This is a genomic window from Leifsonia naganoensis (assembly GCF_013410615.1).
Classification (GTDB): domain Bacteria; phylum Actinomycetota; class Actinomycetes; order Actinomycetales; family Microbacteriaceae; genus Leifsonia; species Leifsonia aquatica.
In genome coordinates this window covers 2585341-2612317 of the sequence record NZ_JACCHJ010000001.1, presented here as the reverse complement: position 1 = coordinate 2612317, position 26977 = coordinate 2585341, and the positions used below count along the sequence as shown (strand labels likewise).

Below are 26977 nucleotides of genomic sequence, written 5' to 3'. Positions count from 1 at the left end.
CCATGGAGAACGGACGATGAGCGCGATCACGGCGCCCCGCAGGATGGTCATCCGCGGCACCGCCACCCGGAGCCGACGCGGCTCGGCGACGGTGCGCGTGGCGCTGGCCCTGGGCCTCGTCGGCGTGCTGCTGATGTGGTGGCTGGCCGTGCCCGCCACCTTCGCGGTCACGCCCGCGAGCGTGGTCACCACGATGGGCGAGCTCGCGGGGATGGTCGGCGGCTACCTCGTCTGCGCCCAGCTGCTGCTGATCGCCCGGGTGCCGTGGTTCGAGAACGCCGTCGGGCTCGACCGGCTCGTCGCCTGGCACCGATCGCTCGGGACCTCCGTCATCCTGCTGATCGTCGCGCACGTCGTGCTACTGGTCGCGGGCGGCGAGCTGTTCGACCAGAAGACGCCGTGGCCGGAGTTCGTGGCCATCCTGCAGAACTACCCCGACATGCTCACGGCGCTGATCGGCACGATCGCGTTCGTCGTCGTCGGTCTGACCAGCGCGCGGTGGATCCGGTCGCTGCTCTCCTACGAGGTCTGGTACTGGGTGCACGTCACGACGTACGTCGCGATCTTCCTCACCTTCTTCCACCAGCTCAGCGGCGGCGCGCACTTCGTCGGCTACCCGGTCAACCGCGTGCTCTGGATCGTGCTGTACCTCGGCACCGCGGCCGCCGTGCTCACGTGGCGGTTCATCCTGCCGACGGCGGACGCGTGGCGGCACCGGATGCGCGTGGTCGCGGTGGTGCCGGAGAGCGAGGGGACGCTCAGCGTCTGGTTCTCGGGCACGCACCTCCACACGCGAGGCGTGCGGGCGGGCAACTTCATGAGCTTCCGCTTCCTCGCCTGGGGCCACCTCGGCACCGCCCACCCCTACTCCATCTCGCGCGTCCCCTCCGACGGATACCTGCGCATCACGGTCGGCGAACTCGGCGATCACTCGTCGCGCCTCCGGGACCTGAAGCCGGGCACCCTGGCGTTCGCGGAGGGGCCGTTCGGCCAGTTCACCGCCGACCACGCCAGCCGCCAGCACGTGCTGCTCATCGCCGGAGGCGCCGGAATCGGGCCGATCCGCGCGCTTGCGGAAGAGCTCGTCGGCCGCGGCCTGCGGCCCGTGCTGATCTACCGGGCGCACTCCGCCGCTCACCTCGCGCTGCTCGCCGAGCTGCAGGCGATGCCGGGGCTCACGGTCGTCCCGGTCGTCGGGCGCCGAGCCGAGCTCGGCTACGACCCGCTCGGCGTCGGGGCGATGAGCAGGTTCATCCCCGACCTCCACGACTGGGAGGCCTTCCTCTGCGGCCCCGAAGGCATGGCCGACACGGCCGAGTCGACGCTCCGGTCCCTCCGGATGCCGCGCCGCTTCATCCACCGAGAAGAATTGAGCATGTCATGAGACGCAAATGGCGCGGGACGATCCTGTTCGCGGTGATCATGGTCGTGATGGGGGCGACGGTCGGGCTCCGGCTGTACGACCTCGGCGAGACCCAGACGACCGCCTCCGCTTCGAGCACGACCACCACGACGACCAGCGGCGGCACCACCTCGGGCACGACGTCGACGGGGTCGACCACGACCGGGGATGCCACGGCCACGTCCCCGAGCGCGACCGCGACGCCGAGCGCCACCCCGTCGACGGCCGCCGCGTCGGCCACGAAGACGATCACGGGCGCGGTCGAGCAGAACCGCTACGGGTCCTTCCAGGTGCAGGTGACCTTCAGCGGGTCCACGATCACCGCCGTGCAGGTGCTGCAGTCGCCCGGCGACCGCCGCAGCCAGGAGATCAACCAGCAGGCGACGCCGATCCTGGAGCAGGAGGCCATCGCGGCGCAGTCCGCGAGCATCGACACCGTCTCCGGCGCCACCTACACGTCGGAGAGCTACATGCAGTCCCTCCAGTCGGCGATCGACCAGCTGTGAGGGTCGTCGAGACGGTCATGGGCATCCCGATGTCGATCGACATCCGGGACGCCGGGGACCACCGCGACAGCGCCGACCGGGCGTTCGAGGTGCTGCGGGAGGCGGACCGCCGGTTCAGCACGTACCGGGCCGACAGCGAGGTGAGCGCCGCGAACCGCGGAGAACTCGGTCCGGAGGGCTTCAGCGCGCCGCTGCGGGAGGTCATCGGCATCGGGCAGCGCGCGGCGGACGCGTCCGCCGGGGCGTTCCGCATCCGGACCGCCGAGGGGCTCCTCGACCTCGACGGCGTCGTCAAGGGCTGGGCGGCCGCGAACGCCGCCGCCGTGCTGGCCGCGGACAGCCTGCACGACTTCTGCCTGAACGCCGGCGGCGACGTCGTCGTCTCCGGCGCGCCGGAGGGAGCCGCGGGCTGGAACGTCGGCATCCGCTCGCCCGCCCACCCGGCGACGATGCTCACGGTGCTGACCCTCACCGACGGAGCGGTCGCGACCTCCGGCGCCTACGAGCGCGGAGAGCACATCGTGGACGGCCGCACCGGACGCCCCGCCTCCGGGCTGGTCAGTGCGACCGTCGTAGCCGCCGATCTGACCACGGCCGATGTGCTGGCGACCGCGGTCTTCGCGCTCGGCCGGGACGGCGTCGAATGGGCGCTCGCGCACGGCGCCCGCGGCGTGCTCGGGCTCACGGACGACGGCGCGCTCGTCGGTGCCGGCGACCTCCCCTTCGCCCGGGGCGCGGCGTGAGCGAGGCGCCCGCCTATGCTGTGAGCGTGACGGAGAAGCCGCAGGTTCTGGTCGCCGAAGACGACTCCCGGCTGGCCGGGATGCTCACCGAGCTGCTCGAGTCCGAGGGCTACGACGTGTCCGTCGCGGCGGACGGGCAGCGCGCCCTGCACCTGAGCCTCACGCAGCCGTTCGACGTCGTCATCCTCGACCGCGGCCTCCCCGTGATCGACGGCATGGACGTGCTCCGCCGCGTCCGGCAGAGCGGGCTCACCGTGCCCGTGCTGGTGCTCTCGGCTCTCGGCAACGCCGCCGACCGGGTGGAGGGGCTCGACGGCGGCGCCGAGGACTACCTCGCGAAGCCCTTCGACATCGACGAGCTGCTCGCCCGGCTGCGGGCGCTGCGGCGGCGTGGGACTTCGACCGTGCCGACCATCCGGTTCACCGGCGGCGTGCTCGACGCGGACAACCGGACCGTCATCCTCGACGGCGGCGAGCGTACCGTCCTCTCGGAGCGGGAGTCCGCGCTGCTCGAGCAGCTCGCCCGCCGGCCCACGCAGGTGTTCTCGCGCGCGATGCTGCTGGAGACCGTGTTCGCCGATGCCGACGACCCGGGCGTCGTCGACACCTACGTCCATCACCTGCGCCGCAAGTTCGGCCGGACGCTGATCGAGACGGTGCGCGGCCTCGGCTACCGCATGGGGGCCCTGTGACGACGGCCGACGACCGGGAGGTGCGGTCCGCGTCGAGGCGCCTGGCGATCCAGTTCGCGGCGATCATCCTCGTGCTGTTCGCCCTGCTCGGCGTCGTCATCGTCGCCGTCGTCTCGGCCGGGCAGGCGGAGGCGGCGAAGCGCACGCTGGCCGACGCCTCCATGGTCGACTCGGTGCACGATGCGCCCCGCGACCTCCTGATCACCGTCGTCCCGCTGCCGGGGGCGACGGGCGGCGGCCCCGGTGGCGACCAGGGCACGCAGAGCTCCGACGGACTCCCGGACCGTCTGCCCGACGAGGCCGCCATCGAGCGCGTCGCCGCGGGCGGCGCGGCCGAGACCGAGACCATCACGGCGGCCGGTCAGAGCTACCTGACCCAGACGGACGTGCGTCGCGGCAAGGTCGTGCAGATCTCGTACGGCCTCGGGGAGCAACGGGAGGAGCTCACCCGGCTCATCGTCGCGCTCGTCATCTCCGGGGTCATCGCCGCCATCGCCGCCTCGCTCGTCGGCGTCTTCATCGCGCGCCGGGCGATGCGCCCGCTCGCGGAATCGCTGGCGATCCAGCGACGGTTCGTCGCCGATGCGAGTCACGAGCTGCGCACCCCACTGACCCTGCTCAGCATGCGGGCCCAGCTGCTGCGCCGGCGCATCCGGGATGCGGACACGCCCGTCCCGGCCCCGGTGAGCATCGGCGTCGACGAGCTCGTCGACGACAGCACGGCGCTGGCCGAGATCGTCGAGGACCTTCTGACCGCCGCCGACCCCCGGCAGGATGCGGCGAAGGACCCGGTCGATCTCGCCGCGGTGGCGGCAGCCGTGGCCGCCGCGGCACAGGCACGTGCGCAGGAGCGGGGCGTGGAGGTCGCGTCGGCCTCGACCGGCGACGTGACGGTCGCGGGGGCGGCGGTGTCGCTACGGCGGATGATCGTGGCCATCGTCGACAACGCCGTCGACCACGCCGGATCGCGCGTCCTCCTCGAGTGCGCGCGCGAAGGAGCGGATGTCGTGCTGCGAGTGAGCGACGACGGCCCCGGCTTCGCCCTCGACTCCGGCACCCGCGTGTTCGAGCGGTTCGCCTCGGCGCGCGCTCAGCCGGCCGATGCCGGCGCGGACGCCGGCGGCCGGCGGCACTACGGACTCGGCCTCGCCCTCGTGTCGGAGGTCGTCGCCCGTCACGGGGGAACGGTGACAGCCGCGAACGACGGCCTGGACGGCGGCGGTCGCGTGACCGTTCGGCTGCCGGCCTCGGACGCAGCGCGGGCGTGACCGACCCCATCGCCGGGCCGCTCAGACGACGCCGGTAGTGCCCAGCAGCGCGCCGATCGTGAAGGTCGCCGCCAGGGCGAGCGCGCCGCCCACGACCACCCGCAGCATCGCCTTGCCGCGCGAGCTGCCGCCGATCCACGCGGCGACGTAGCCGGTGACGGCCAGCGCGACCAGCACGACGACGAAGGTGACCGGGATGCGGACCTCCGCGGGAAGCAAAATCGTCAGCAGCGGGAGGATGCCGCCGATCGTGAAGGCGATGGCGGAGGCGAGCGCCGCGTGCCAGGGGCTCACCACGTCGTCCTGATCGATCCCGAGCTCCACCGACAGGTGCGCCGCGAGGGCGTCCCGCTCGGTCAGCTCGATCGCGACCTGGCGCGCGGTCTCGGGGCGCAGGCCCTTGGCCTCCCACAGCCCGGTCAGCTCCTCGAACTCCGCCTCGGGCATCTCGGCGAGCTCCCGGCGCTCCTTCGCGATGAGCGCATGCTCGCTGTCCCGTTGGCTGCTGGCCGAGACGTACTCGCCGAGCGCCATCGAGATCGCGCCGCCGACGAGCGCGGCGAGACCGGCGGTCAGGATGGCCGGGAACGTCGGCGTCGCACCCGCCACGCCGACGACGACCGCCGCGACGGACACGATGCCGTCGTTGGCGCCGAGCACGCCGGCCCGCAACCAGTTCAGACGCTGTGCGAGCCCCTCGCGGTGCGGTTCTCCCGGATGCTGCCCCGTGCGGATCTCATCGGTCATGGGCACAGCCTAGGCAGGCGCGGGCGTCGCCTCCACCGTCTTCTCGTCGGTCCCCTTGATCACCCAGTAGACGACCGCCAGCGCGAGGACGCCGACCACCGGTGCGAGGAAGCTTGCGACGGCGACGCCGAGCGGCGCGTGGCCGACCGCGAACACCGAGACGTCCCACAGGCCGTGCAGCAGCATCGCCCAGATCAGGGAGCCGGTCACCCGGCGGACGATGTAGAACGCGGTGCCGGAGGCGAACGCCATCAGCACCTGCACGAGCGTGCTGCCGAGCGGCGCCCCCAGCGCGGCGTTGACCAGGTGCATGAGACCGAAGAGCGCGCCGGAGAGGAACCACGCCCAGCCCTCGTGCAGCCGTGAGCGGAAGGCGGTGAGCACCAGACCGCGCGCCATGAGCTCCTCGTTGAACCCGACCAGGACGCCGAGGGCGACGAGCGCGAGGATGAAGGAGGCGTCGAACTTCGACCAGTCGGTCGTGAAGATGTTCGCGAGCGCCACGAGGAACATGACGATCGGCACGAAGATCGGCCACTTGTGGTGCGAGCGCTTCCGCTCGAACAGCGCGGGCCGCCACCACCCGAGGATCGACGTGGTGATAGCCAGCAGCACCGCCGCGACCGCGAGGTCGACGACCGCGCCCTTCCAGGTCTCCTCGGCCGAAGCGCCGATGCGGGTGTAGGGGACGCCCATGAGTTTCGTGACCAGGTAGATCACGACGACGTAACCGGCCCAGATCGCGAAGCCGATCCAGAGGCGGGGGTGCATGCGCATGCGCGTCCCTTTCGGCCAGCCCTTTCGAGCCGCCGCGGGTGCGGGCAGTCGGGATCCTCCGGGCTTTCGTCCTGTCAGACGATAGCGGACGCGGGTGAACGCGCGGACGCGACCGCGGTGCGGCGGTACGACTGCACCTGCGCGAGCGGGCGCGGTCGTACCGCGGGACCGCAGTCACGAGGCGCGGCGCGGGAGCGGGGCGTGGCGCGGCGCGCGCGGCTACGACCGCGTGAGGAACGCGAGCTCGACGACCCAGCGGGTCTTCCGCGGCTCCGTGCGGGGGTCGGTCAGGTAGATCTCGCAGCGGGAGGCGAAGGCCTCCCCGCCGGGATCCGGCCGGGTGTCCAGCCGGAGACCCTGCTCCTGGACCCAGGCGTGCAGCGCACGGTTCGCCGCCATGGACTTAGCGCGGTAGGCCAGCACGGCGTAGTCGCCCGCGGGGAGCACCCCGGCCTGGACCCGGTCGTCGGTCGCGTCGGACGAGCCCGCGACACCGACCTCGATCTGCATCTGATCGGACATGTCGACCACGTGGAGCCGCAGGAAGAAGGGACCCGCCGGCTCCACACCGTGCTCGTCGAGCCAGGCGATCAGCTCGGCGAGCAGGCGGTCCCGGTTCGAGAGCATCGTCCGGAACGGGACGGTCTCGCGGATGCCCAACGTCGGGACCGCGGGTCGGGACTGCAGTTCGGGACCGCTCACGACATCCAGCTCGCCTGTGGGCATGGGCACATCCTCCCACGACCCCTCGGGGGTTGACTGGGCCGTGCTCACACCGAGCCGCGCTCGCCCGCATCGTCATCGATTGCGCGCAGCAGGTACCGATGACCGGACGCGTCCTGGAACAGGCCGAGCCGGCCGGGAACGCACGAGACGATCGCCGCCTCGCCTGATTGCCACGTGCGCTGGACAGCCGATTCCACGGTGGTCAGTTCGTCTCGCTGGAGGCCCTCCTTCACGAACACGGCGTCGTCCCCGGCTCCCAGCTCGCGCAGCCTGCCGGCTGCCTCCAGCGCCGACACGCCGCACAGGTCGGTCGCACGGTCGAGCCTCAGCAGCGGACGGGAGGCGAGCCGCCGACGGAACTGCTCGCGACCCTGCGGCGTCGCCCGCCCTCCGAGAAGCGCGACCCATTCTCCTGCGTCGACGAATGCGTAGACGAAGGCGGTGATGTGGAGTTCGACCAAGCGACGGGTGTTCACCACCCGGTATTCGGAGCGGAGCAGTGCGGCAGATGTCGTCGATTTGTTAGTCTTTCTTGACTATCAATGGCCCCATTGATTAGTGTCACCATCACCGGTGGCCACGCGCCACCACCGACAGAGAGGTCGTTGATGAAGATCGCAATCGCCGGAGCCGGTATCGGCGGCCTCGTCGCCGCGCTCAGCCTGAAGCAGGCGGGGTTCGACGACATCCAGGTGTACGAGCGCGTCGCCGAGCTGCGACCGCTGGGGGTCGGGATCAACCTGCTCCCGCACGCCATGCGCGAGCTCACCGAGCTGGGACTCGCCGACGCGGTCTCGGCGATCGGCACGGCGCCCGCCGAGCTCAGCTACCACAACCGGTTCGGTCAGCGGATCTGGTCGGAGCCGCGGGGCGTGGCGGCGGGATACTCCTGGCCGCAGCTCTCCGTGCATCGCGGGCGGCTGCAGATGCTGCTCGTCGACGCGGTGCGGGAGCGGCTCGGGACGGACGCGATCCGGCTGGGCCACTCGGTGCGCTCCGTCACGACCGCCGGCGGCACCGCGCACGCGGTCTTCCACCACGACGGCTCCCCGGTGGACGTCGACGCCGACGTGTTCGCGGCCGCGGACGGCATCAACTCGGCGGTCCGCCGGCGACGGCACCCGGAGGACGGCGAGCCGGTGTGGAACGGACTCATCCTGTGGCGCGGGACGGCGCGCGTCCCCGCCTTCCTCGACGGGCGCACCATGATCATGGCGGGCGACGACGAGCAGAAGTTCGTGGCCTACCCGCTGAGCGCGCCGGACGCCGACGGCCTGATCACCGTGAACTTCATCGCCGAGATCCGCACCGACGGCACGCGCCCGGCGGGTGCGGACTGGAACCGACCGGTGGCGGCCGCGCCGATCGTCGAGCTGTTCCGCGACTGGTCGTTCGACTGGCTCGACGTGCCAGGGGTGATCGCGAGCGCCGACGAGATCCTCGAGTACCCGATGGTCGACCGGAACCCCCTCGACCGCTGGACGGAGGGGCGCTCGACCCTGCTGGGCGACGCCGCCCACGCGATGTACCCGAACGGCTCCAACGGCGCCTCGCAGGCCATCATCGACGCGCGCACGCTGGCGTACGAACTCGCCACCGCCGGCGACGTCGACGCGGCCCTCGCCGCCTACGACGAGCGCCGACGCCCGGCGACGGCCGCACTGCTGGAGCTCACCCGGCAGCAGGGGCCCGAGCGCGTCATGGTCCTGGCCCGGGAGCGCGCACCGCAGGGCTTCGAGCGGATCGAGGACGTCCTCTCGCCGGCCGAGCTGACCGAGATCGCGACGGGCTACAAGCGCGCCGCGGGATTCGACCCGGCGACGCTCAACACCCGGCCGTCGCTCAGCCCGGCCGTCGCCCGGACGGACGCCCGGCGGTGAGCCGCCCCCTCCCTGTCCCCACCCTGCAGGCCGCCTTCGAGGTGCGCGTCGAGCTCGGCGCCGCCGAGGACCACGGGCTCACCGGGGCAGGTCGGCGCCGCGTCGTGCCGATCGTCGGAGGGACGGTCGACGGCAGCACGGTCGACGGCAGCACGGTCGACGGCGGCTTCACGGGCCGCATCCTCCCGGGCGGCGCCGACTGGCAGCTCATCCGGCCGGACGGCACGGTCGAGATCGACGCGCGCTGCTCGGCCCGGAGCGCGGACGGCGAGCTGCTCTACGTGCGCGCCGCCGGCGTCCGCGCCGGCGACGACGCGGTGCTGCAGGCGCTCGGCCGCGGGGAGGACGTGGACCCGGCCTCCTATTACTTCCGCACGTTCCTGTCGTTCGAGTCGGCCGCGCGGCCCGAGCTCACGAAGCGCCTGTTCGTCGCATCCTGCGCCCGGGAGGCCCAGAGCATCCGCTACACCGCGTACCGCATCGACTAGAGGACCAGGAAGAAGCGGATCCTGATCTGCCCCTCCTCGTCGCGGGCGAGCCCCACGAACTGGTTCTCCGCCAGCCAGCGGTGCTGCGGGGCGTCGGTCTGGAACCGGGGCGCCGTGCGGAAGTAGTAGAGCGATTCGTCGACGGACTCCCCCGCGGCGACACGCGCCTCCACCTCCGCAGACGCCCGGTAGTAGCCGCGGTTGTGGATGTCGATCACGGCGCCGTCGTCGGCGCGCAGCAGGTAGCGGGCGTCGAGCTCGGTCGTTCCGCCCCGCTGCACGGACCAGTCGCCGCCGCCCGCCAGCACCACGCCGTCGAGGCGCGGGCCGTGCACGGTCCCGCCGGTGATCGGCGTGAACCAGAGCCGCTCGTCGGCGCCGCGGCCGACGTGCCAGCCCTCCTCCACATCCACCCGCACCTCGAAGACGAACTCGAGTCGCGGGCCGTTCTCGTCAGGCGCCATGGCCGGTCTCCTTCGTGGTCGTCGTGCGCTCCGCGATCAGCGGATGGGAGGGTCCCGGGTCGTCGAGCACCAGCAGGTCGACCCGGAGGCCATCGGGGCCGCCCAGGAGCACGGTCTGCTCGGTGGGGCGCACCTCCACCGCCGTCCAGCCGGACTCGTGCGTGCCCGGCTGCGGGACGAACTCCGGGAAGTCGCTGCTCTGCAGGTGGAGGCGGAGACGATGCCCGGCCCGGAGCCGGTAGCCGACGTGGCCCAGGTCGAGCGTGACGGTCAGCGGCTCCTCCGCCCGCTCGATGGTCGTCTGGCCGCGCGCGATGCGGAACAGCGCGCCGTCGGGCGCGACGTCGTAGAGGCGGGCGAACAGATCGGTGCGGGGTCCGGTGCTCACGACCGTCGCCGTGACCGAGACCGGCCCCGCGAGGTCGGTGTCGGTCGCCGTCGCGTCGCCGACGAAGCCGACGACATCGGGCCGCTCCGCGAGCGCGCGCTCGTCGGGCGAGGTGAGGAGGAAGGAGAAGGGATCGGGCGCCGATGACGGCACCAGGTCGTCCGGGTCGTGCCGCCAGCGCGCTTCGGACGGCTCGGAGGCCGCCGTGGCGAGCCTCCCGTCGCCGTGCGCCCACAGCGTGCGCGGCGCCGCTCCGGCCGGCGGCCACACCGCCGAGTGCCGGTAGCCCTCCGTTCCGGCGAGGTTCCACCGCACGCGCGGGATCGACTCCGGCGCACCCGCGCCGCGCACGAACACGTCGAAGAACTCCAGGGCGGGGTCGAGGTAGGCCGGGAGCATCTCCCGAGTCTCCTCCAGGGTGCGCTCGCCGCCGCGGTAGCCGAACGGGTAGTTCTCGTGGTCGATCGACTCGAGCAGCAGGAACTCGTTCTGGCGCCAGGCCGGCCGGCGCGCGATCGTCTCGTGGTCGTGCCACGACCACGGCGCGCAGTTGTCCCACCAGCCGATGGTGTTGAGCACGGGCACCGCGGGGGCGTCGAACGGGCTCCCGTCCCGGAACCGCGGCAGGATCACCGGGTGCGGGTACCAGAGGTCGAACGACGCCGACCGGGTGCCCACCTCGCGCTGGAACTCCTCGAGGTCGCGCACGTACGGCCGCTCGGACCAGTCCGGCTCCCAGAGGTACGTCTCCTGCGAGTGGAAGTGGGTGAGCGGGTAGAGCAGGATGATCGCCATCTCCACATCCCGCTGCCGCGACCCGGGCTCGGCCGTCGGGAACTCGCCCAGCCGCGTGCCGGTGACCCGGGGCGCGATCGCCTTGAGCGCGGGATGCGCGGACGCAGCGGCGGCCCACTGGGTGTAGCCGTAGTACGAGTCGCCCCACATCGCCACGGCCCCGTCGGACCACGACTGCCGCGACACCCATTCGATGGTGTCGTAGCCGTCGTCGGCCTCGTTGACGAACAGCAGCGCCTGCCCCTCCGAGCGGAACTTGCCGCGCACGTCCTGGGCGACGACCCGGTAGCCGCGGCCGGTCATGTACTCCGCGACCAGCGGGATGAAGGCGTAGTCGCCCGCCTTGTCGTACGGCAGGCGGATGAGGATGGTGGGGCCCGGCGCGTCCGTGCCCTCCGGCAGGTACACGTCCGTGGCCAGGTGCACGCCGTCGCGCATCCGCACCCGGAAGCTGCGGGCCGCCGGCGGGATGGGCGCGGCGTCGATCCGCTCGTAGTCGATGCTCATGGCTGGGCGGGTGCCTCTCGTCGTGGATCGGATGCGGGTGCGGATGCGGGTGCGGTCGCGGATGCGGTGGGCGGCTCCGTGCGGGCGCTCAGGCGGCGCGGATGCCACCCGGGGCGCGGGACGGACGCGATCAGCCGCTTCGTGTACGGGTGCTCCGGGCGTTCGAGCACGGCGGTGACGGTCCCGCGCTCGACGACCGCGCCGTCCTTCATCACGATGACCTCGTCGCAGACCTGGCTCACGACGGGCAGGTCGTGCGAGATGAAGAGGAGGGCGACGCCGGTCTGCGCGCGCAGCTCGGCGAGCAGGGCGAGCACCTGGGCCTGGATCGACACGTCGAGCGAGGCGACCGCCTCGTCCAGCACCAGGATGTCGGGCCGCGCCGCCAGGGACCGGGCGATCGCCACGCGCTGCCGCTGGCCTCCCGAGAGCGCGCGGGGCAGGGCCGTCGCGCTGCCGGGGTCGAGGCGCACCTGCGCGAGCAGCTCGCTCACGCGCAACGCCCGTGCGGCCCGGTCGAGACCGGTGTGCAGCCGCAGGGCCTCGTCGAGGCACGACCCGACGGACTGCCGCCGGTCGAGCGACTGGTACGGGTCCTGGAACACCATCTGGATGCGGGCCCCGCGCTGCCGGCGCACGGCTCCCCGCACGCGGCGGGTCGGGTCCCACTCCTCCCCCGCGACGCGCAGACTGCCCGCGTCCGCGAGCTCGAGACCGACGATCATGCGGGCGGTGGTGGACTTGCCCGAGCCGGATTCGCCGACGACCGCGAGCGAACCGCCGGCGGCGAGCGCGAACGAGACGTCGTCGACGGCGCGGAAGTCCTCCCGCCCCCAGCCTGCGTCGCGCCGCACGCTGAAGTCCTTGACGAGTCCCGCGACCTCGAGGATCGGCTCAGGCATGGGGTGCTCCCGTCGGTGCGGTGTACCAGGAACGGGCCTGGATGAGGGAGATCGAGTACGGGTCGCGTGCCTCGTGCTCGCGCCCCGGGGTCAGCGACTCGACGATCAGTCCGTCCTTCACGACGAGCAGGCGGTCGCACACGGCGGCGGCGAGGTCGAGGTCGTGGGTGATGAAGACCATGGCGAGGCCGCGGTCGCGGCGCTCCTCGTCGAGGATCGCCATCACCTCCTCCTGCGTGGTCACGTCGAGCGCGGTCGAGATCTCGTCGGCGAGGAGCAGCCGGGGCTGGGCGAGCAGCGCGGCGGCGATCATGACGCGCTGCAGGAGGCCGCCGGAGAGCTCGTGGGGCCGCTGCCGCATCCGCCGCTGGGGCGACGAGACGCCGACCTCATCGAGCACGGCGACCGCCCGGCGCTCGGCCTCCCGACGCGGCACCCCCCGCTCCAGCACCAGCGCCTCCGTCAGGAAGCTGCCGATGGTGCGCACCGGGTTGATGTGCGCGCGGGGGTCCTGGAACATCATCGCGACGTCGTGCGACCGGTACCGGCGCAGCTCGTCCGGCGTCATGTCCAGCACGTCCCTCCCGGCGAACAGCACGCGGCCGCTCGGGGTCGCCGTGCGGGGCAGCAGCCGGATGATGGAGCGCACCGTCAGCGACTTGCCCGACCCGGACTCGCCGACGATTCCGACGGCCTCCCCCGGTGCGACGGAGAACGACAGACCGCGCAGGATCTCGCGGTCGCCGGAGGCGGTGGAGATGCGCAGGCGGAGGTCCTGGACGTCGAGCAGCGGCGGCATCATCGTTCTCCGATCTCGTAGTGCTGGGCGAGGCGGTCGCCGATCAGGTTCACGGAGATGACCGTGAGGACGACGAGGGCCGCCGTGATCAGCGACTGCTGCGGGTGGCCCTGGATGATCGCCGGCTGGCCCTGGGCGATGAGGAGGCCCCAGTCGGCCGCGGGAGGCTGGAGGCCGAGCCCGAGGTAGGAGATCGCGGCGAGGTCGAGCAGCGCGTAGCCGAAGCCGATCGTCGCCTGCACGAAGAGGAGCGGCATCAGGTTCGGGACGATGTGGCGCACGATGATCGCGCGGGCCGGCATCCCCTGCACGCGGAGCGCCGCCACATAGGGCAGGTTGCGCTCCCGCAGGGCCGCGGACCGCAGCACCCGGGCGATCATCGGGATGTAGGTGATCGACAGGGCGACGACCGGCGCGACGAGCCCGGGGCCGAACATCGTGACCGCGATGATGGCGATGATGATGCCGGGGAAGGCGAACACGATGTCCATCGCGCGGGAGACGATCGTGTCGTACAGGCCGCCGAACCACGCGGCGGTGACGGCCAGGGCCGTCCCGACGACGGTCGCGATGAGCACGACGCAGGCGGGGCCGACCAGGGTCGGGCGCGCTCCGACCAGCACGCGCGAGAAGATGTCGCGGCCGGTGTCGTCGACCCCGAACCAGTGCGCGGCGGAGGGCCCGGCGAGCGCGTTCATCACGTCCACCGCGTCCGGGTCGTAGGGCGCGATCAGCGGACCGAGGACCGCCACGAGCACGAGCAGGGCGAGGAACACGATCGCGGCGATCGTGAGCCAGCCGATGCTCGACGCCCGGCGGACGAAGGGGAGGCGCCGTGAGCCGGCGAGCTGGGCGAGACTCATGCGGTCCTCCTCTGGGCGAGCCGGGGATCGATGGCCACGTTGACCAGATCGACCACCGTGTTGATGACCACGAAGGCGACGACCATGATCAGCGAGACGACCAGCACCACCGGAAGGTCCTTGCGCCCGGCGGCCTGGACGAGCAGGGAGCCGATCCCGCTGACCCCGAAGGCCGTCTCGGCGACCGCGGTCGAGGCGATCAGCCCGGCCAGCGTGATCCCGGAGACGGCGAGGATCTCGGGCGACGCGTTGCGCAGCACGTGGCGGATCACCACCGCGCTCCGGCGGACGCCCCGGCTCGTCGCCGTCTCGACGTGCTCCGCGTAGAGCTGCCCCCGGATCGCGCTGCGCGTGATCCGGGAGAGGAACGCCAGATACGCGCAGCTCATCGCGACGGCGGGCAGCGTCAGGTGCCAGAGCATGTCGGCCAGCCCGGTCCCGGATCCGTAGACCGGGAACCAGTCGAGCTGCTGCGAGAACAGCCAGATCAGGAACATCGCCACCACGAAGGTGGGGGCTCCCATCAGGATCGAGCCGGCGATGGTGACCGTCCGGTCCGCGATGCGCCCGGAGAGGGCGGCGACGATGCCGCTGCCCACGCCGAAGACGAGGATCAGCAGTGCGGCGTACGACGTCAGGACCAGCGTCGTCTCCAGCCGCGGACCGATGAGGTCCGCGACCGGAGTGCGATAGACGAACGACTCCCCCAGGTCACCGGTGAGCAGGCCGCCCACCCAGATCAGGTAGCGCTGCCAGAGCGGCGCGTCCAGGTGGAACTGGTGGCGGATCTCCGCCAGCGTCTGCGCGTCGGGCCGGGACCCGCCGGCGAGGACCGCCGCCGGGTCGCCCGGGGTGAGCGCGAACGCCAGGAAGATGAGCACGCTGGCGATGATCAGCGTGACGGCGAGCGCCAGCAGCCGTTTGCCGGTGAAGAGGAGGACGTTCATCGGGCCGTCACTCGGCGCCGAGGTGGAGCGCCCACGGCGAGCCGATGTAGGCGAACGAGACGGTGGCGCCGGTGAGCTTCGAGCTCAGGTACACCGAGGAGTACTTCGCGCCGAGGGTGACGAGCGGCTGGGACTCGTCGTAGATCGCCTGGGCCTTCACGAACTCGTTCGCGGCGGTCGTCGCGTCGGTCGTCTGGATGGCGGCGGTCAGGTGCTTCGTGACCTCCGGGTCGCTGTAGCCCGACCAGTTGAACAGGCCGAGCGGCTGCGGCATCGTGAAGAAGGCGGCGTTGGTGATCGGGCCCGGTGCGTTGAGGTAGCCCATGGTCCCGATGAAGTCGATGCCCTTCCGGGCGGAGGCGTCGTAGAAGAGACCGGCGAAGTCGGTCGCCTGCAGCTGCTTGATCGTGATCGTGAGGCCGAGCTTCTTGCCCGCGGCCTGCACGATGGTCGCCGACTGCAGCAGCTCCTGGTTGCCCGACGGAATGGCGAAGACGAGGTCCTTGGCCTCCGGCTTCGCTTCCGCGATCAGCTTCTTGGCCGCGGCGAGGTCGACCGGGTTGTCCGGCAGCGCGTCGTAGCCCTTCTGGTAGATCGCCGCGTCCGGGAGGCCCGAGAAGGTGAGCGGGAGGCTGAAGGTCTTGGCCACGGCGCCGTAGCCGCCGAGCACGGTCTTGACGTATGCCGTCTTGTCGATCGCGAGGTTGAGCGCCTGGCGGACGCGCGGGTCGGCGGCCGGTCCGCTGTCGGCGACGGGCCCGAAGCTCAGCGAGCCGGTGCTCGGCCCGAAGTACAGCGCGCCCGACGTCGACGACGACAGGGTCTTCGCGCTCGAGGTCGGCACGTCGTAGGCACCGTCGACCTCCCCCGACAGCAGCGCGCTGGTCAGCGTGGAGTTGTCGGCGATGAAGACGAAGTCGAGCTCCTTGGTCTTGGGCTCGCCGTTCCAGTAGTGCGGGTTCGCCGTGGTGACGATGCTCTTGCCGGGGGTCCAGCTCTTCAGCTCGAACGGGCCGGTGCACATGAGGCCGCCGGAGGAGGTGCCGAGCGCCTGGCCGGCCTTCTCGGCGTACGCCTTCTCGAAGACCACGCCGGCGGTCGTCGCTAGCGCGTTGCGGAACTGCGAGTCCGGCGCCGCGAAGTGCAGCGTGACCTGGTGCGCCCCCGTGACCGCCATCGACGTCACGGCGGCGAACAGGCCGACGTTCACCGAGCCCGTCGTCGGCGAGGCGCTCTGCTGCAGGCTGTAGAGGACGTCGTCCGCGGTCATCGGGGTGCCGTCCCAGAAGGTGACGTCGTCCCGCAGCTCGATGGTGAAGGTCGTGGGGTCCGTCCAGTCGGCCGAGGAGGCGAGACCCGGGGCGACGGCGAAGTCGGGGGTGAGCGAGAGGAGGTTCTCGCACAGGTTCGCGTTGACGAGGTACGACGAGTCCGTTCCGGACTGGATCGGGTTGAGCGTCGGCGGCTCGCCGGCCGACAGCGCCCAGGTGACCTTGTCGGCCGTCTTCGTGGCGGCCGTCGTGGTGGTGACCAGCTTGGACGCCGGGTAGAGGCCGTCGGAGCCGGTGGAGGTGGACGACGGGGAGGACGTACACGCGGCCAGTGTCGCCACCAGGGCGACGGATCCGGCGATGGCAAGGACTCGTTTCATCGGGCTGCCTTTCGTTTCGCAACGGGGGTGAATCGCCGAGGACGTTCCGGCGGACGACGGGATCCGGGGACCACCGCCGTGGTGGATTGTGCCGAGACTAAGCGCCAGACCCGTTTTTGGTCAATACTGACTAACAAAAGAATTCGTGTCGCCGTCAGAAATGCCGTCCGGCTAGATTGGGGAGATCATGGGCAGACCGAGCGTGAAGGCGGAGCGCCGCGAACAGATCCTGGCGGCGACCGCGCGCTGCGTCGCCCGCGTCGGTCTGGCGGGGCTCACCCTCGAGAAGGTGTCGGCGGAGTCGGGCATGAGCCGCGGCCACATCCGCCACTACGTCGGCAACCGGGAGGACCTCGTCCTCGCCCTCGTCCAGTGGGAGATCGGCAAGGACGACGAGCTCGCCGGCGCCGAGAACGAGCCGGACAGCGTCCCGACCATGCTCGACTACCTGTACGGCGCGCCGTTCTCGGCACCGACCGACGACAACTCGGTCATCCTGGAGCTGCTGAACGCGGCACGGACGAACGACGACATCCGCGGCGCCATGCTCGACGGCTACACCGCCCTGCGCCGCGAGATCCACGCCGTGCTCGTCGCGAACTACCCGGACGCCGACACGGACGAGCTCTGGAAGCGGGCGTACGCCCTCCTGGCGCTGGCCATCGGCAACGCCGCCATGAGCGACCTCGACCCCGCGAGGAATTTCGACGCGATCGTGCGGCAGAACGGCGAGCGACTGCTCGAGCACTGACCGGGGAGGTCCGCCCCGCGGCGGGTCGCCCGGTCAGCTCAGGACGAAGACGCGGATGTCGACGCGATCGGGTCCGGGCCGCGCCATCCCGACGAACTGGTGCCGGCCGAGCCACGCGTGCTCCGGCGCCGCCGTCGAGAACACCGGGGCCGTCCGGTAGTAGAGGGCCTCCTCCGGGATGTGCTCGCGCGCCTCGAACGCCGCCCCGTAACCCGGGTCGGCGAGCCAGAAGTATCCCCGGTTGACGATGTCGATCGTGGCTCCGTCGTCGGCCTCCAGCAGGTAGCGGGCGTCGAGGAAGGTGGTCTCGCCCCGGGTGATCCACCAGTCGCCGCCGCCCGGGACGACCCGGCCCCGCAGCCGCGGACCCTCGACGACACCGCCGGTGATCGGCGTGAAGTTGCGGTCCTCGCCTCCCTCGCCGCCGATCCGGACGGGCTCACCCACCTCGACCCGCAGTTCGAAGGCGAACTCGAGGTGCGGCTCCAGGAGCCCCGTCACCATCGCGGTGCGGTCGGGGTCAGGCGGCCGAGCGCGCGCTCGACGTCGGCGGCCGCCGCCAGCGCGACGTGGTCGGCGTTGCGGTCGGCGATCAGCTGCACGCCGACGGGCGAGCCGGAGTCGGCGACGTGGGTGGGCACGGCGGCGGACGGCAGGCCGAGGAAGTTGACGGCCACGACCAGGCGGTGGCGTCGCCACAGCTCATCGGCCGCCTCCGGCCCGTCGAGGTCGTACCCGATCGGGAACGGCTCGGCCGTCGCGACGGGACCGAGGATGATCGGGTGCCCGGCGAAGAACTCGTGCCACAGGGCGGCGATGAGCACCCGCTTCGCCCAGGCGTCGGCGTAGTCGTCGACCGACGCGAACGGCTCGACGCCGACCACGTTGTCCTGGAAGTACTGGACGGCTCCGTCGCTCAGCGGCGCCGGGAGCGCACCCGGGGCGAACAGGCCCTTCATCTCGTACGCCGAGAGGCGCCGCCAGAGCACCGCCGCCTCCTCCAGCATCGGCGGCTCCACCTCGTCGACCTGCCAGCCCGCGTCCGTCAGGGCGCTGGCCGCGGCATCCACGGCATCGGCGACCGAGGGCGCGACGCCCCAGCCGAGCGGATCGCGGACCACCGCGACCCGGCGCGGCCCGTCATACGAGCGAGGGTGCTCCACCGTGATCGAGAGCGGGTCGCGCTCGTCGGCGCCGTGCAGGACGGCGAACGCCAGATCGAGGTCGGCGGCCGAGCGGGCGATCGGCCCGTTGACCGCGAAGTGCTGCAGGGAGAGCGGGACCGGAGCCGGCGCGACGACCGGGGCCGGGATTCGCCACGCACTCGTGCGCAGGGCCGTCACGCCCGCGGCGTTGGCCGGGAGGCGCAGCGAGCCGCCGTAGTCGTTACCGAGGCCGATGGCGGCCATCCCGGTCGCGACCGCCACGGCGTCGCCTCCACTCGACCCTTCGGGCACGAGTGAGCGCACCCAGGGATTGAGGGTGCGGCCGAACAGGTCATTGTCGGTGTCCCAGCGCAGACCGAAGTCGGGCATGTTCCCCCGGCCGATCGGGATGGCGCCGGCCGCCAGCATGCGCCGGACCGCCGTGGCGTCGTCCGCCGGCTGGTTGCCCTGGAGGAAGGTCGCGCCCTCGGTCGTGGGCGACCACGTCATGTCGATGTTCTCCTTGACGGAGAAGGGGACGCCCGCGAGTGGGCCCGGGTCCTCCCCCGCGGCGATCCGGCGGTCGAGGTCCGCGGCGAGCGCGAGTGCCCGTTCGGCGAAGACGACGGTGAGCGCGTTCACACGCGGGTTGATCTCGTCGATCCTGCGCAGGTGCGCTTCGACCACCGCGGTCGCCGTCAGAGACCCGGTCCGCACCGCCTCCGCGATCTCGCCGGCGGACATCTCCCAGGGCTCGAGGCTCACGCTGTCTCCTTCGTCTCCGCCGGCGGCACCGGCTCTGCTGACGACTCTAGGGACCGCACGATTGATGGTCAATACTGACTAACAAAATTGCCGGGCAGGAACGACACGGACCGTGCCGGAGACACGGACGGGCCGGAGGGACACCCACAGCCCCTCCGGCCCGTCCGCTCGCTCCGCGCTACGGCGTGTACGCCACCGACGGCGCCCAGCTCACGGCGCTCGCACCCGCCGGCACCACGAAACGGAGGATGTCGCCCGCGGCGACGGTGATGGGGCCGGCGGCGACCGCCGTCCCCGACGTGCTCGCGACGGCCGACGTCACCGCCGTGCCGTTGCGGCTGACCGTGACGGTCGGCGTGCCGCTGGTCGCGACCGCGAAGCCGCGGATGCTCACCGTCCCCGCGGCAGGCGCGGTCCACGCGAGCGCGGCCCCGGTCGAGGCCGACGGCGTGAGGGTGAAGCGGCCGATCGTCACGCCCGAGCCGGTGTAGGTCGCCGTGGACGAGCCGTACGTGAGCGCGGTCCACGTCGATCCCGAGCCGCTCTGGTATCCCCACGGCGCGGAGCCGAACTGCACGGCCGACTGGGCGGCGGTGGCGCCGTTGGTCACCGTCACATTGTCCGCGGCGACCGAGATGCCCGTCGTCGTGCCGCCGTCACCCGCGGTGACGAAGCCGGCGGGCTGGTAGGAGAGGTTCTTCGTCACGCTCACCTGCACGGGGCTGTCGCCGCCGAGCTGGGCGATCGCGCCCCGGCCGTTGGAGTAGAAGGCGTTCGACGAGACGACGTGGTTGGTCGAGAAGTCGGCGCTTCCGTGGATGGCGAGGTACTCGATGGCGGCTCCGTAGTTATCGCCGAAGTAGTTGCCCGCGATCGTGACGTCGTTCGTCATCGACTCGAGGTCGATGCCGCACATGTCGGGGCTTGCGGTGTTGGGCGTGTTGACGACCATGTTGTTGAGGAACTTCACGTGGTTCACCCGGCCGAGGAAGATCGCCGTCGTCCCGACCGCGGTGTAGCACGAACCCTCCGTGTCGAACACCGAGTTGCGCACCACGACCGTGCTCGCGTACTGCAGGGTCAGACCGGCGCACGGAACGCCGTTGCCCGGGTTGGCGAGGTACCGGTTCGCGTCGTCGTGCGTCTCGGTGACGGCGTCGACGAGCACGTTCGTGAAGACCTTCGACCCTTCGTTGCCGGAGGTCGGCGACGCTGCCATGTCGGTGAACCCGCCCTGGCCGACGGTCGCGATCCCCTGCGCGTTGTGGGTCGTGGTCACGCGGGCGAAGGTCAGGCCGTCGAGCGCCGTCTGGGCGACCGTCTGGGTCGCGGTCGAGCGCACGAGGATGCCGATCTGGACGCTGTCGTGCACGGACAGGTCCGCGAACGTGAGCGAGTGGTGGCTCAGCGAGGTGTAGGTCGCCATGATGCCGTACGACAGCGCGCCGAGACCGGCCGAGGTCTTCGCGCCGATGTCGAGCCCGGAGACCTCGGCGTAGTCGGGGTTCGTGAGCGCGAGCCCGGTCCCCGTCGACGTCGCCAGGATGCGCGGTGCGGCTCCCGTGCCGTACGCCCCGATCGTGGCGACCCCCGCGGAGGTGCCGGCGAGCGTCGGGCTCAGCTGCTGCGACCAGGAGGCGCCGCGCGCCAGCAGCAGGCTGTCGCCGGCGCCGAGCGTCAGGGCGTTCGCGGGCGTGAAGGTGCACCAGGGCGAACTGGTGCTCGTCCCGGTTCCGGCGTCGGAGCATCCCGAGCCGCTCGCGTTGTTGACGTAGTGCGTGGTGCCGGCCGCCGCGGCGGGCGCGGCCACCGCCAGCACCCCGGTGACCAGGAGGCCGGCCGTCACCGCGGCGAGCAGTGCTCCGCGGCGTCGTGTGGAGTATCGCGTCATTGCGTTTCCCTTTCTGTGATGGTCAGTGCATCTGTGGAGTCAGTGCGTCTGTGCTCGTCAGCGACGCGCGGCGCGCACGGAGCCGTCGTCGAGGCGGACGTCGTCGACCTTCCCGTTCCACGTCGTGCCGAGGTCGCCGTTGGTGCGGTAGCTCCAGCGGAAGCCGGGCTCGATCATGAGCTGCCGGATGGTCCCCTTCCATCCCGCGACCGATGACATGTCGATCGTGTAGTCGTGGAAGCCGGGGCCGGGCACCAGGGAGAACACGACGCCCTTGCCGCCGGACTCCTCCGGCACCGGCCAGCCGTGTCCGGGCTGGTCGAAGGCCGCGTCCGCGGCGGTGGTGAAGAGCAGGTAGGCGACCTGGCGGTCGTCTGGGTTGCTCATCCGGATGTGGACGTACCGGGTCGAGGCCGCCGGGATCGACAGCGACGGCGAGCGCAGTGCCGGCTCCCAGCCTCCGGTGCTGCCGGCGAGGCCGTCCGTGACCGCCAGCGGCGCGAAGCCGGCGTCCGGATCCTGCTTCGCGATCGTCCGGGCGGTGTACGTCGTGAACCGCAGGCTGCGCGCGGGCTCCGGGCCGCTCCAGGTGCCGCCGTTGTCCGTGGAGGAGTACTCGCCGAATCCCGCAGCGGGCTTGGCGGCGTCGTCGCTGTACCCGACGCCGTAGTCGCCCGCCCCGGGGATGGAGTACGGGTTGAGGATCTCGAGCCCGTACGTGGCGCGCGGGTCCAGGCCCGTCAGCCCGGGGAAGAAGCTCACCAGTCCGCCGCTCTCGCTCACCGCCGACGGGGGGACGGCTCCCGTGAACAGCGTGGTCCCGCGGTGCGTGGCGGCGTCGGTGATCTTCACGACGCGGACGTAGAGGCAGCCCTGGGGGTCGCCCGTCTTGTACGCCCAGAGGTCGATCTGCGCGAGACGCGAGGTGCTCACCCGGAACGTCTGCATGCGCGACGAGATCCAGTTGATGTCGGCCGCGGCGTCGAAGGCGCCCGCGCTGTTGTCGACGTCGATCGTCGGGTGGGCCGACGGTGTGCCCGCGCTCACGCACTCGGCGTGGGGGTTCTCCGTCCACCCGGCGGCGGTGTCGAACTCCCACCCCGGTGCAGCCGGCTTCGCCAGCTCGATGGCCGCCACCTGGATGTCACCGGTGGCGCCTGCGAGGGAGATGCGCAGCCGCTGGATCGTGCCCGTCCAGTCCCGGTTGCCCGACAACGGCACGAGCACGGTCTGATACCCGATGGCGGTGCCGGAGTCGGACGCCGGGTTGATCGCGAAAGCCACCGAGTCCTTCGCGCTGAACGCCCCTCCGCTCGCCGTGGAGAAGAAGATCCGTCCCTCCGTCGCGCTCGTGTCGTTCTGGTAGGTCAGCCGGAGGGCCGAGCTCGCGGCGGCGGAGAGGCCGAGCTTCGGCGCGGAGTCGAGGGTGGTCGTCCCGCCCGCGGCCTTCAGGGAGAGGGCGCCGCGACGGACGGTGGTCGGGACGTTGCTCGTCCAGCCCTGGGCATCTCCCGCGACGGAGAAAGTCCACTGGCCCGTCGCATCGGTCGACCGCGCCTGCGCGGTGTACGCGACCGCCGGTGCGAGACTGACCGCGCCACCGCCGGCAGCGACGGCGAACCGGATCACGTCTCCCGCCCGCACCGTCAATTCGTCGGCGGTGAGGTTGGCCCCCGCTGTGTCGGCCTCCCCCTTCGTCACGACGCGACCGTTCACCGTGACGGCGACGTTCGCGGTGCCCGAGTGCGCGACCGGGAACGCCCGCACGCTGACGACGCCGGACCGCGGGGCGGTCCAGGTGATCGCCGCCGCGCCGGATGCGGAGGGAGAGACCCCGAATCGACCGACCGAGACCCCCGCCTGGCGGTACGTCGCGGTCGAGGAGTCGTACGGGAGCGACGACCACGTCGCACCGGAGCCGCGCTGGTAGCCCCACGGCGACGCCTTCGCCCGATACTGGGCGGCGGCGTGGAAGATGTCGGCGCGAGCGTCGGTCAGCACGTTGTTCGAGGTGGCGAAGCCGGCGGTGCTGCCGCTCAAGTGCGCGTTCAGGAGGCCGTTCGGTTCGGACGCGAGGTTGTCGGCGACGCGTCCCGTGACCGTCGGGCCGTCGCCGATCTGGGCGATCGCACCGTCACCGGGATACGGGATGGCGTTGGACGCGCCGTTGTCCAGGAAGACGTTCGAGAGCGCCGCGTTGCCGAGCGAGAAGTCATCGTCGCCGTGGATGGCCAGGTACTCGATCGCGCCGCCGTAGTTGTCGGCGAAGTAGTTGCCCGCGATCGTCACGTCGCTCGTCAGGGCCTCGTGGTCGATCGCGACCATGTCGGGGTTCTGCGTGTTCGGCGTGTTCACGAACATGTTGTCGGCGATGAGCACGTTCTGGAGGCGGCCGAGGAAGACGGCGGCGGTGCCGTTCGTCGTCCGGCATCCCGCCGACCCGTCGAGGATCGAGTCGCGGACCACCACGTCCGTCGCGTTGATCAGGGCGAGGCTGTCCGGGCAGCCGATGCCGATCTGCGCCGGCACGTCGGCGGGCGACGGCTGGTCGGCGTCGTCCTTCGTCTGACGGATGCCGTCGACGAGCACGTTCCTGAACACCTTCTCGCCCGCGTTTCCCGGCGTCACCGGGGTCGGGATGTCGATGATGTCGCCGTCCTGCGCGACCACGATCCCGTGCGCGTTGTGCGTCGTGCTGATGCCGCGCAGCGTGAGCCCGTCGAGCGCTGTCTGGCTGATGGTGACCGCACCCGTGGAGTGCACGTCGATGCCCACGACGGTGCTGTCGTGGACGGTCAGGTCGCTGATCGTCAGGTCCTCGTGACCGACCGTCGTGTAGTCCACCAGCAAGCCGTACTCGAGCACGCCGGTTCCTGCCGCGTTCTTCGCCCCGATGTCGAGCCCCGTGACGACGGCGTGGTCCGGGTCGGTCAGCAGCACGCCCGTGCCCGTGGCGTTGCCCAGGATGCGCGGCGCCGCGCCCGTCCCGTAGCTGCCGATCGTCGCCGGCCGGGCCGCGCTGCCCGCCATCCGGATGGTCAGCTGCTGCGCCCAGGAGCCGCCCTTCGCCAGCAGGAGGCTCTCGCCGGGGCCGAGCGTCTTCGCCGCGGCGGGTGCGAGCGTGCACCACGGTGCCGCGCGACGCGTACCGGCGCCGGAGTCGGAGCAGTGGGAGCCTTTGCTGTTGTCGACGTAGTACGTGGTGCCGGCCGCCGGCGGAACCGGGGCCGGGGACTGCGTGGGTGTCGGAGTCGGTGTCGGAGTCGGTGTCGGCGTCGCGGTCGGCGTCGCGGTCGGCGTCGCAGTCGGCGTCGCAGTCGGAGTTGCGGTCGCAGTCGGCGTCGGCGTGGGAGTCGTGGCGCCGGCCGCCGGCGGTCCGCCCATGATCCCGGCGCCGAGCGCCACGCTGGCCACGGCGACGAGCGCGCGGACGGAAGTTCTACGTGCAGACGAATGCATGTCGGTGCTACCTCACTGGAGCAGAGCGCGGATATCGATCAGATCGATGAAACGATTCATTGATACCCCCTGTTCGAGTGGCTCGTCAAGAGGTGATCGATAGGTGCGTGTTCGAGAGTCGCTCGACTTCCGCGGAATCGCGGGCGAAATACGGCGACGAATCTTACGTCACACAAAATGAAAGCATTCACTCTGCGACCGGTCGGCGACCCGTCCGAGCGCGCGCGAATGCTGCGGCACGGTGCGTCTGCGGCCCGGCGAGCGGGCGCAGACGTCCCCTGGCGCAGCAGCTGCGAACCGGCGGGAGCGGCCGGCTACACCGCCGTGCCGAGCTCCTCCGCCTTCAGCCCCTCGAACTCGGCGGGCGTGACGGCACCGCTGTGGAGGCTGCCTGACGCTCCCCGCTCTAGTGGACGGAGAACCCGCCGTCGACGGCGATCGACTGCCCGGTGACGTATCCGGAGGCGGGGCCGGCGAGGAAGACCGCCGCACCCGCGAAGTCCTCCGGGATCCCGTTCCGTCCGATCAGGGTGCGCGCGGCCAGCGCCTCGACGGTCGCGGGATCTGAACTGAGCCGCCGGTTCAACGGGGTCTGCACGAATCCCGGGATGAGGGCGTTCGCCGTGATCCCCTGCGCCGACCACGCCTCCGCCTGCGATCGCGCCAGCGCCTCGACGGCCGCCTTGGAGACGCCATAGGCGCCGCTCGCGGCGAAGGGTCGGTGCGCCTGCTGCGAGCTGATGTGGATGAAGCGGCCGTACCCGCGCGACGCCATGCCCGGCGCGAGCCGCTGGCCGAGGATGAACGGGGCGTCGAGGTTCACCGACATCACGGCATCCCAGGTCCCCTCGTCCAGCTCGGGCAGGGGAGGGCGCAGGTTGATGCCGGCGGAGTTCACGAGCACGTCGACCTCCCCCGCGGCGTCGGCCAGCGCGTGGGCTCCGTCGCGGGTGGAGAGGTCGGCGCGGATCGCAGCCGCCGACCCGCCGTCGGATCGGATCTCCGCCACCGTCGACTCGAGCGCGGACTCGGTTCGCGCCGCGACCAGCACGTGAGCGCCGGCGCCGGCGAGAGCAGCGGCGATGGCTCTGCCGATCCCGGAGCTCCCTCCGGTGACCAGCGCGGTCCGGCTGTCCAGCCCGAAGAGCTTCTGGAGATACATCGACCCAGGCTAGCGAGCGCGGTCGAACTCCTGAAGCACCTCGACCGTTCCGCCGAACGCGAGATTCGGGCTGTTCCGGGCGAAGGCCACCGCGTCGTCCAGCGTGTCGAACTCCACCATCGACGCACCGCGGACATCGCCGTCGTACGCGGTGTCTCCCACCGCCGTCACGGTGCGGCCACCCGCGGTGCGGATGCCGTACTCCTCCTGCAGGGCGGTGTTCCAGGCGTGCCACGCCTCCCGGTTCTCACGCACCCGGTCATCGGGCACCGGATCCGGACCGGCTCGGTAGATGAAGATGAACGATGCCATACGTCGAGGATCCCAGATCGCTGCACCGGGGTCACGAGGGTGCGACCGAGTGCAGCTCCTCCCGCACGAGCGCGCGCAGCCAGCGCTGGGCGGGGTCGTTGCGGTTGCGCGCGTGCCAGTTCATGATCATCGGCACGCGCGGGAGGTCGAGCGGATGGGGCACCGCGACGAGCCCGAGCGCGTCGATGTCGGTCTGGCAGATCCCCTCGGGCACGGTCGTCACGCAGTCGGTCCGCTGCGCGATGTGCAGGGCCGCGGCGCTCGTCGGGGCCGTCGCGACGACCAGGCGGCCGAGGCCGAGCGCCTCCAATGCGCCGTCGACCGGATCGGTGAACCGGCCGCGACGCGAGACGATGACGTGCTCGGCCCCCGCGTACCGCCGGGGCGTGAGCGAGCGCGCGGCGAGGGGATGCCCGGCACGCATCGCCACGACGAACCGCCCACTGGTGATGGTGGCGGATTCGATATCGGCGGTCGCCCCGATGCCGGAGCCGACCTCCAGATCGGTCCGGCCGTTTCGGAGCCCGCTGTCGTCGGTGCTGGCCTCGGCGAGGAACCGCAGCCGTACGCCGGGCGCCTCCGCCCGCACACGCTGGAGCAGCCGCGGCGCCAGGGTCGCGGTGATGGCGTCGTGGCACTGCAGCGTGAAGGTCGCCTCCAGCTCCTCGAGGCGCAACTCGCGCGACGGGGAGAGCACCGAACGGACCTGCTCGGCGAGCAGGTGGACCTCGTCCCGCACGCTCACGGCGTAGGGGGTGGGGATCATGGCCCGACCCGAACGCACGAGGATCTCGTCGCCGGTCGCCGCGCGGATCCGGGCGAGGGTACGGCTCATCGCGGGCTGCGACAGGTGGAGGCGGTCCGCGGCGCCGCCGACGCTCCCCTCCTGCAGGAGGACGTCCAGGGCGGCGAGGAGGTTCATGTCGAGTTGCATCGCGGTAATAGTA

The 26977-nt window shown here is 71.7% G+C and carries 26 protein-coding genes; 8 read left to right on the top strand and 18 right to left on the bottom strand.

Annotated features, from left to right (window positions below):
• The first annotated feature begins 16 nt into the window (after positions 1-16).
• From HNR14_RS12645 to HNR14_RS12625, 5 genes are read left to right on the top strand one after another with little or no spacing between them, the layout of a single operon-like run.
• Complete coding sequence (locus HNR14_RS12645) at positions 17-1384, top strand: ferredoxin reductase family protein (protein WP_179701345.1); 1368 nt, start codon at positions 17-19, stop codon at positions 1382-1384.
• Complete coding sequence (locus HNR14_RS12640; protein WP_179701344.1) at positions 1381-1908, top strand: FMN-binding protein; 528 nt, start codon at positions 1381-1383, stop codon at positions 1906-1908. The genes HNR14_RS12645 and HNR14_RS12640 overlap by 4 nt, the downstream gene beginning before the upstream one ends.
• Entirely contained in the window at positions 1905-2651 is a 747-nt protein-coding gene (locus HNR14_RS12635) for an FAD:protein FMN transferase (protein WP_343064480.1), read from the top strand. The genes HNR14_RS12640 and HNR14_RS12635 overlap by 4 nt, the downstream gene beginning before the upstream one ends.
• A gap of 26 nt (positions 2652-2677) precedes the next feature.
• Positions 2678-3343, top strand: coding sequence for a response regulator transcription factor (locus HNR14_RS12630; RefSeq protein ID WP_343064479.1), 666 nt, complete (start codon positions 2678-2680; stop codon positions 3341-3343).
• Positions 3340-4611 carry an ATP-binding protein gene (locus HNR14_RS12625; protein ID WP_179701342.1) on the top strand — a complete coding sequence of 424 codons (1272 nt, stop codon included), beginning with the start codon at positions 3340-3342 and terminating at the stop codon, positions 4609-4611. The genes HNR14_RS12630 and HNR14_RS12625 overlap by 4 nt, the downstream gene beginning before the upstream one ends.
• A gap of 21 nt (positions 4612-4632) precedes the next feature.
• Here HNR14_RS12625 and HNR14_RS12620 read toward each other — a convergent pair whose 3' ends face one another.
• The 4 genes from HNR14_RS12620 to HNR14_RS12605 all read right to left on the bottom strand — a co-directional run bounded on the left by HNR14_RS12620 (position 4633) and on the right by HNR14_RS12605 (position 7340).
• A complete protein-coding gene (locus HNR14_RS12620) occupies positions 4633-5358 on the bottom strand; it encodes a VIT1/CCC1 transporter family protein (protein WP_179701341.1) in 726 nt (241 codons plus the stop codon).
• A gap of 9 nt (positions 5359-5367) precedes the next feature.
• Positions 5368-6135 carry a CPBP family intramembrane glutamic endopeptidase gene (locus HNR14_RS12615; RefSeq protein ID WP_218875035.1) on the bottom strand — a complete coding sequence of 256 codons (768 nt, stop codon included), beginning with the start codon at positions 6133-6135 and terminating at the stop codon, positions 5368-5370.
• Positions 6136-6354: 219 nt separating this feature from the next.
• On the bottom strand, positions 6355-6861 hold the full coding sequence (locus HNR14_RS12610) for a GyrI-like domain-containing protein (RefSeq protein ID WP_179701340.1): 507 nt from the start codon (positions 6859-6861) through the stop codon (positions 6355-6357).
• Positions 6862-6905: 44 nt separating this feature from the next.
• Positions 6906-7340: a hypothetical protein gene (locus HNR14_RS12605; protein ID WP_179701339.1), complete on the bottom strand. Its 435-nt coding sequence runs from the start codon at positions 7338-7340 to the stop codon at positions 6906-6908.
• Between the two features lie 129 nt (positions 7341-7469).
• On the opposite strand from HNR14_RS12605, the gene HNR14_RS12600 reads away from it, so the two are divergent.
• Both HNR14_RS12600 and HNR14_RS12595 read left to right on the top strand, forming a co-directional pair.
• Positions 7470-8741 carry a flavin-dependent oxidoreductase gene (locus tag HNR14_RS12600; protein ID WP_179701338.1) on the top strand — a complete coding sequence of 424 codons (1272 nt, stop codon included), beginning with the start codon at positions 7470-7472 and terminating at the stop codon, positions 8739-8741.
• Positions 8738-9229 (top strand): DUF3237 family protein, encoded by a 492-nt coding sequence (locus HNR14_RS12595; RefSeq protein WP_179701337.1) that lies wholly within the window; start codon positions 8738-8740, stop codon positions 9227-9229. The genes HNR14_RS12600 and HNR14_RS12595 overlap by 4 nt, the downstream gene beginning before the upstream one ends.
• Here the strand turns inward: HNR14_RS12595 and HNR14_RS12590 are convergent.
• Genes HNR14_RS12590 through HNR14_RS12560 form a run of 7 tightly spaced genes read right to left on the bottom strand, consistent with a single transcriptional unit; the run spans position 9226 to position 16545 of the window.
• Positions 9226-9693: a DUF3237 domain-containing protein gene (locus tag HNR14_RS12590; protein ID WP_179701336.1), complete on the bottom strand. Its 468-nt coding sequence runs from the start codon at positions 9691-9693 to the stop codon at positions 9226-9228. The genes HNR14_RS12595 and HNR14_RS12590 overlap by 4 nt on opposite strands.
• A complete protein-coding gene (locus HNR14_RS12585; protein WP_179701335.1) occupies positions 9683-11383 on the bottom strand; it encodes a CocE/NonD family hydrolase in 1701 nt (566 codons plus the stop codon). The genes HNR14_RS12590 and HNR14_RS12585 overlap by 11 nt, the downstream gene beginning before the upstream one ends.
• The gene (locus tag HNR14_RS12580) at positions 11380-12285 is read right to left on the bottom strand and encodes an ABC transporter ATP-binding protein (protein ID WP_179701334.1); all 906 of its coding nucleotides are present in this window, start codon (positions 12283-12285) and stop codon (positions 11380-11382) included. Before HNR14_RS12580 ends, HNR14_RS12585 begins: the two co-directional genes overlap by 4 nt.
• Positions 12278-13087, bottom strand: coding sequence for an ABC transporter ATP-binding protein (locus HNR14_RS12575; protein ID WP_246311566.1), 810 nt, complete (start codon positions 13085-13087; stop codon positions 12278-12280). Before HNR14_RS12575 ends, HNR14_RS12580 begins: the two co-directional genes overlap by 8 nt.
• A complete protein-coding gene (locus HNR14_RS12570; RefSeq protein ID WP_021764566.1) occupies positions 13084-13947 on the bottom strand; it encodes an ABC transporter permease in 864 nt (287 codons plus the stop codon). Before HNR14_RS12570 ends, HNR14_RS12575 begins: the two co-directional genes overlap by 4 nt.
• The gene (locus HNR14_RS12565; RefSeq protein WP_179701333.1) at positions 13944-14894 is read right to left on the bottom strand and encodes an ABC transporter permease; all 951 of its coding nucleotides are present in this window, start codon (positions 14892-14894) and stop codon (positions 13944-13946) included. The genes HNR14_RS12570 and HNR14_RS12565 overlap by 4 nt, the downstream gene beginning before the upstream one ends.
• A 7-nt stretch (positions 14895-14901) precedes the next feature.
• The gene (locus HNR14_RS12560; protein WP_179701332.1) at positions 14902-16545 is read right to left on the bottom strand and encodes an ABC transporter substrate-binding protein; all 1644 of its coding nucleotides are present in this window, start codon (positions 16543-16545) and stop codon (positions 14902-14904) included.
• Between the two features lie 187 nt (positions 16546-16732).
• Here HNR14_RS12560 and HNR14_RS12555 point away from each other — a divergent pair, with 187 nt between their 5' ends.
• Positions 16733-17296: a TetR/AcrR family transcriptional regulator gene (locus tag HNR14_RS12555; protein ID WP_179701331.1), complete on the top strand. Its 564-nt coding sequence runs from the start codon at positions 16733-16735 to the stop codon at positions 17294-17296.
• 33 nt (positions 17297-17329) lie between these two features.
• On the opposite strand, the gene HNR14_RS12550 is transcribed toward HNR14_RS12555, so the two are convergent.
• From HNR14_RS12550 to HNR14_RS12520, 7 genes are all read right to left on the bottom strand, one after another.
• The gene (locus HNR14_RS12550) at positions 17330-17800 is read right to left on the bottom strand and encodes a DUF3237 domain-containing protein (RefSeq protein ID WP_179701330.1); all 471 of its coding nucleotides are present in this window, start codon (positions 17798-17800) and stop codon (positions 17330-17332) included.
• Entirely contained in the window at positions 17794-19206 is a 1413-nt protein-coding gene (locus HNR14_RS12545; protein ID WP_218875034.1) for an amidase family protein, read from the bottom strand. Before HNR14_RS12545 ends, HNR14_RS12550 begins: the two co-directional genes overlap by 7 nt.
• A gap of 178 nt (positions 19207-19384) precedes the next feature.
• Positions 19385-21097, bottom strand: coding sequence for a hypothetical protein (locus tag HNR14_RS12540; protein ID WP_179701329.1), 1713 nt, complete (start codon positions 21095-21097; stop codon positions 19385-19387).
• Positions 21098-21154: 57 nt separating this feature from the next.
• Complete coding sequence (locus HNR14_RS12535) at positions 21155-24556, bottom strand: hypothetical protein (RefSeq protein ID WP_179701328.1); 3402 nt, start codon at positions 24554-24556, stop codon at positions 21155-21157.
• Between the two features lie 406 nt (positions 24557-24962).
• Positions 24963-25718, bottom strand: coding sequence for an SDR family NAD(P)-dependent oxidoreductase (locus HNR14_RS12530; RefSeq protein ID WP_179701327.1), 756 nt, complete (start codon positions 25716-25718; stop codon positions 24963-24965).
• A 9-nt stretch (positions 25719-25727) separates the two neighbouring features.
• Entirely contained in the window at positions 25728-26030 is a 303-nt protein-coding gene (locus HNR14_RS12525; protein ID WP_179701326.1) for a YciI family protein, read from the bottom strand.
• Positions 26031-26061: 31 nt separating this feature from the next.
• Entirely contained in the window at positions 26062-26964 is a 903-nt protein-coding gene (locus HNR14_RS12520) for a LysR family transcriptional regulator (protein WP_179701325.1), read from the bottom strand.
• Between the last annotated feature and the right edge of the window lie 13 nt (positions 26965-26977).

What these genes read in the sequence shown, in the direction of transcription:
- HNR14_RS12585 (WP_179701335.1), bottom strand. Translation starts at nt 11,383, where the DNA reads ATGAGCATCGACTACGAGCGGATCGACGCCGCGCCCATCCCGCCGGCG.
- HNR14_RS12525 (WP_179701326.1), bottom strand. Translation starts at nt 26,030, where the DNA reads ATGGCATCGTTCATCTTCATCTACCGAGCCGGTCCGGATCCGGTGCCC.
- HNR14_RS12565 (WP_179701333.1), bottom strand. Translation starts at nt 14,894, where the DNA reads ATGAACGTCCTCCTCTTCACCGGCAAACGGCTGCTGGCGCTCGCCGTC.
- HNR14_RS12615 (WP_218875035.1), bottom strand. Translation starts at nt 6,135, where the DNA reads ATGCGCATGCACCCCCGCCTCTGGATCGGCTTCGCGATCTGGGCCGGT.
- HNR14_RS12620 (WP_179701341.1), bottom strand. Translation starts at nt 5,358, where the DNA reads ATGACCGATGAGATCCGCACGGGGCAGCATCCGGGAGAACCGCACCGC.
- HNR14_RS12535 (WP_179701328.1), bottom strand. Translation starts at nt 24,556, where the DNA reads ATGCATTCGTCTGCACGTAGAACTTCCGTCCGCGCGCTCGTCGCCGTG.
- HNR14_RS12600 (WP_179701338.1), top strand. Translation starts at nt 7,470, where the DNA reads ATGAAGATCGCAATCGCCGGAGCCGGTATCGGCGGCCTCGTCGCCGCG.
- HNR14_RS12640 (WP_179701344.1), top strand. Translation starts at nt 1,381, where the DNA reads ATGAGACGCAAATGGCGCGGGACGATCCTGTTCGCGGTGATCATGGTC.
- HNR14_RS12580 (WP_179701334.1), bottom strand. Translation starts at nt 12,285, where the DNA reads ATGCCTGAGCCGATCCTCGAGGTCGCGGGACTCGTCAAGGACTTCAGC.
- HNR14_RS12530 (WP_179701327.1), bottom strand. Translation starts at nt 25,718, where the DNA reads ATGTATCTCCAGAAGCTCTTCGGGCTGGACAGCCGGACCGCGCTGGTC.
- HNR14_RS12555 (WP_179701331.1), top strand. Translation starts at nt 16,733, where the DNA reads ATGGGCAGACCGAGCGTGAAGGCGGAGCGCCGCGAACAGATCCTGGCG.
- HNR14_RS12520 (WP_179701325.1), bottom strand. Translation starts at nt 26,964, where the DNA reads ATGCAACTCGACATGAACCTCCTCGCCGCCCTGGACGTCCTCCTGCAG.
- HNR14_RS12590 (WP_179701336.1), bottom strand. Translation starts at nt 9,693, where the DNA reads ATGGCGCCTGACGAGAACGGCCCGCGACTCGAGTTCGTCTTCGAGGTG.
- HNR14_RS12570 (WP_021764566.1), bottom strand. Translation starts at nt 13,947, where the DNA reads ATGAGTCTCGCCCAGCTCGCCGGCTCACGGCGCCTCCCCTTCGTCCGC.
- HNR14_RS12540 (WP_179701329.1), bottom strand. Translation starts at nt 21,097, where the DNA reads ATGACGCGATACTCCACACGACGCCGCGGAGCACTGCTCGCCGCGGTG.
- HNR14_RS12645 (WP_179701345.1), top strand. Translation starts at nt 17, where the DNA reads ATGAGCGCGATCACGGCGCCCCGCAGGATGGTCATCCGCGGCACCGCC.
- HNR14_RS12560 (WP_179701332.1), bottom strand. Translation starts at nt 16,545, where the DNA reads ATGAAACGAGTCCTTGCCATCGCCGGATCCGTCGCCCTGGTGGCGACA.
- HNR14_RS12575 (WP_246311566.1), bottom strand. Translation starts at nt 13,087, where the DNA reads ATGATGCCGCCGCTGCTCGACGTCCAGGACCTCCGCCTGCGCATCTCC.
- HNR14_RS12610 (WP_179701340.1), bottom strand. Translation starts at nt 6,861, where the DNA reads ATGCCCACAGGCGAGCTGGATGTCGTGAGCGGTCCCGAACTGCAGTCC.
- HNR14_RS12550 (WP_179701330.1), bottom strand. Translation starts at nt 17,800, where the DNA reads ATGGTGACGGGGCTCCTGGAGCCGCACCTCGAGTTCGCCTTCGAACTG.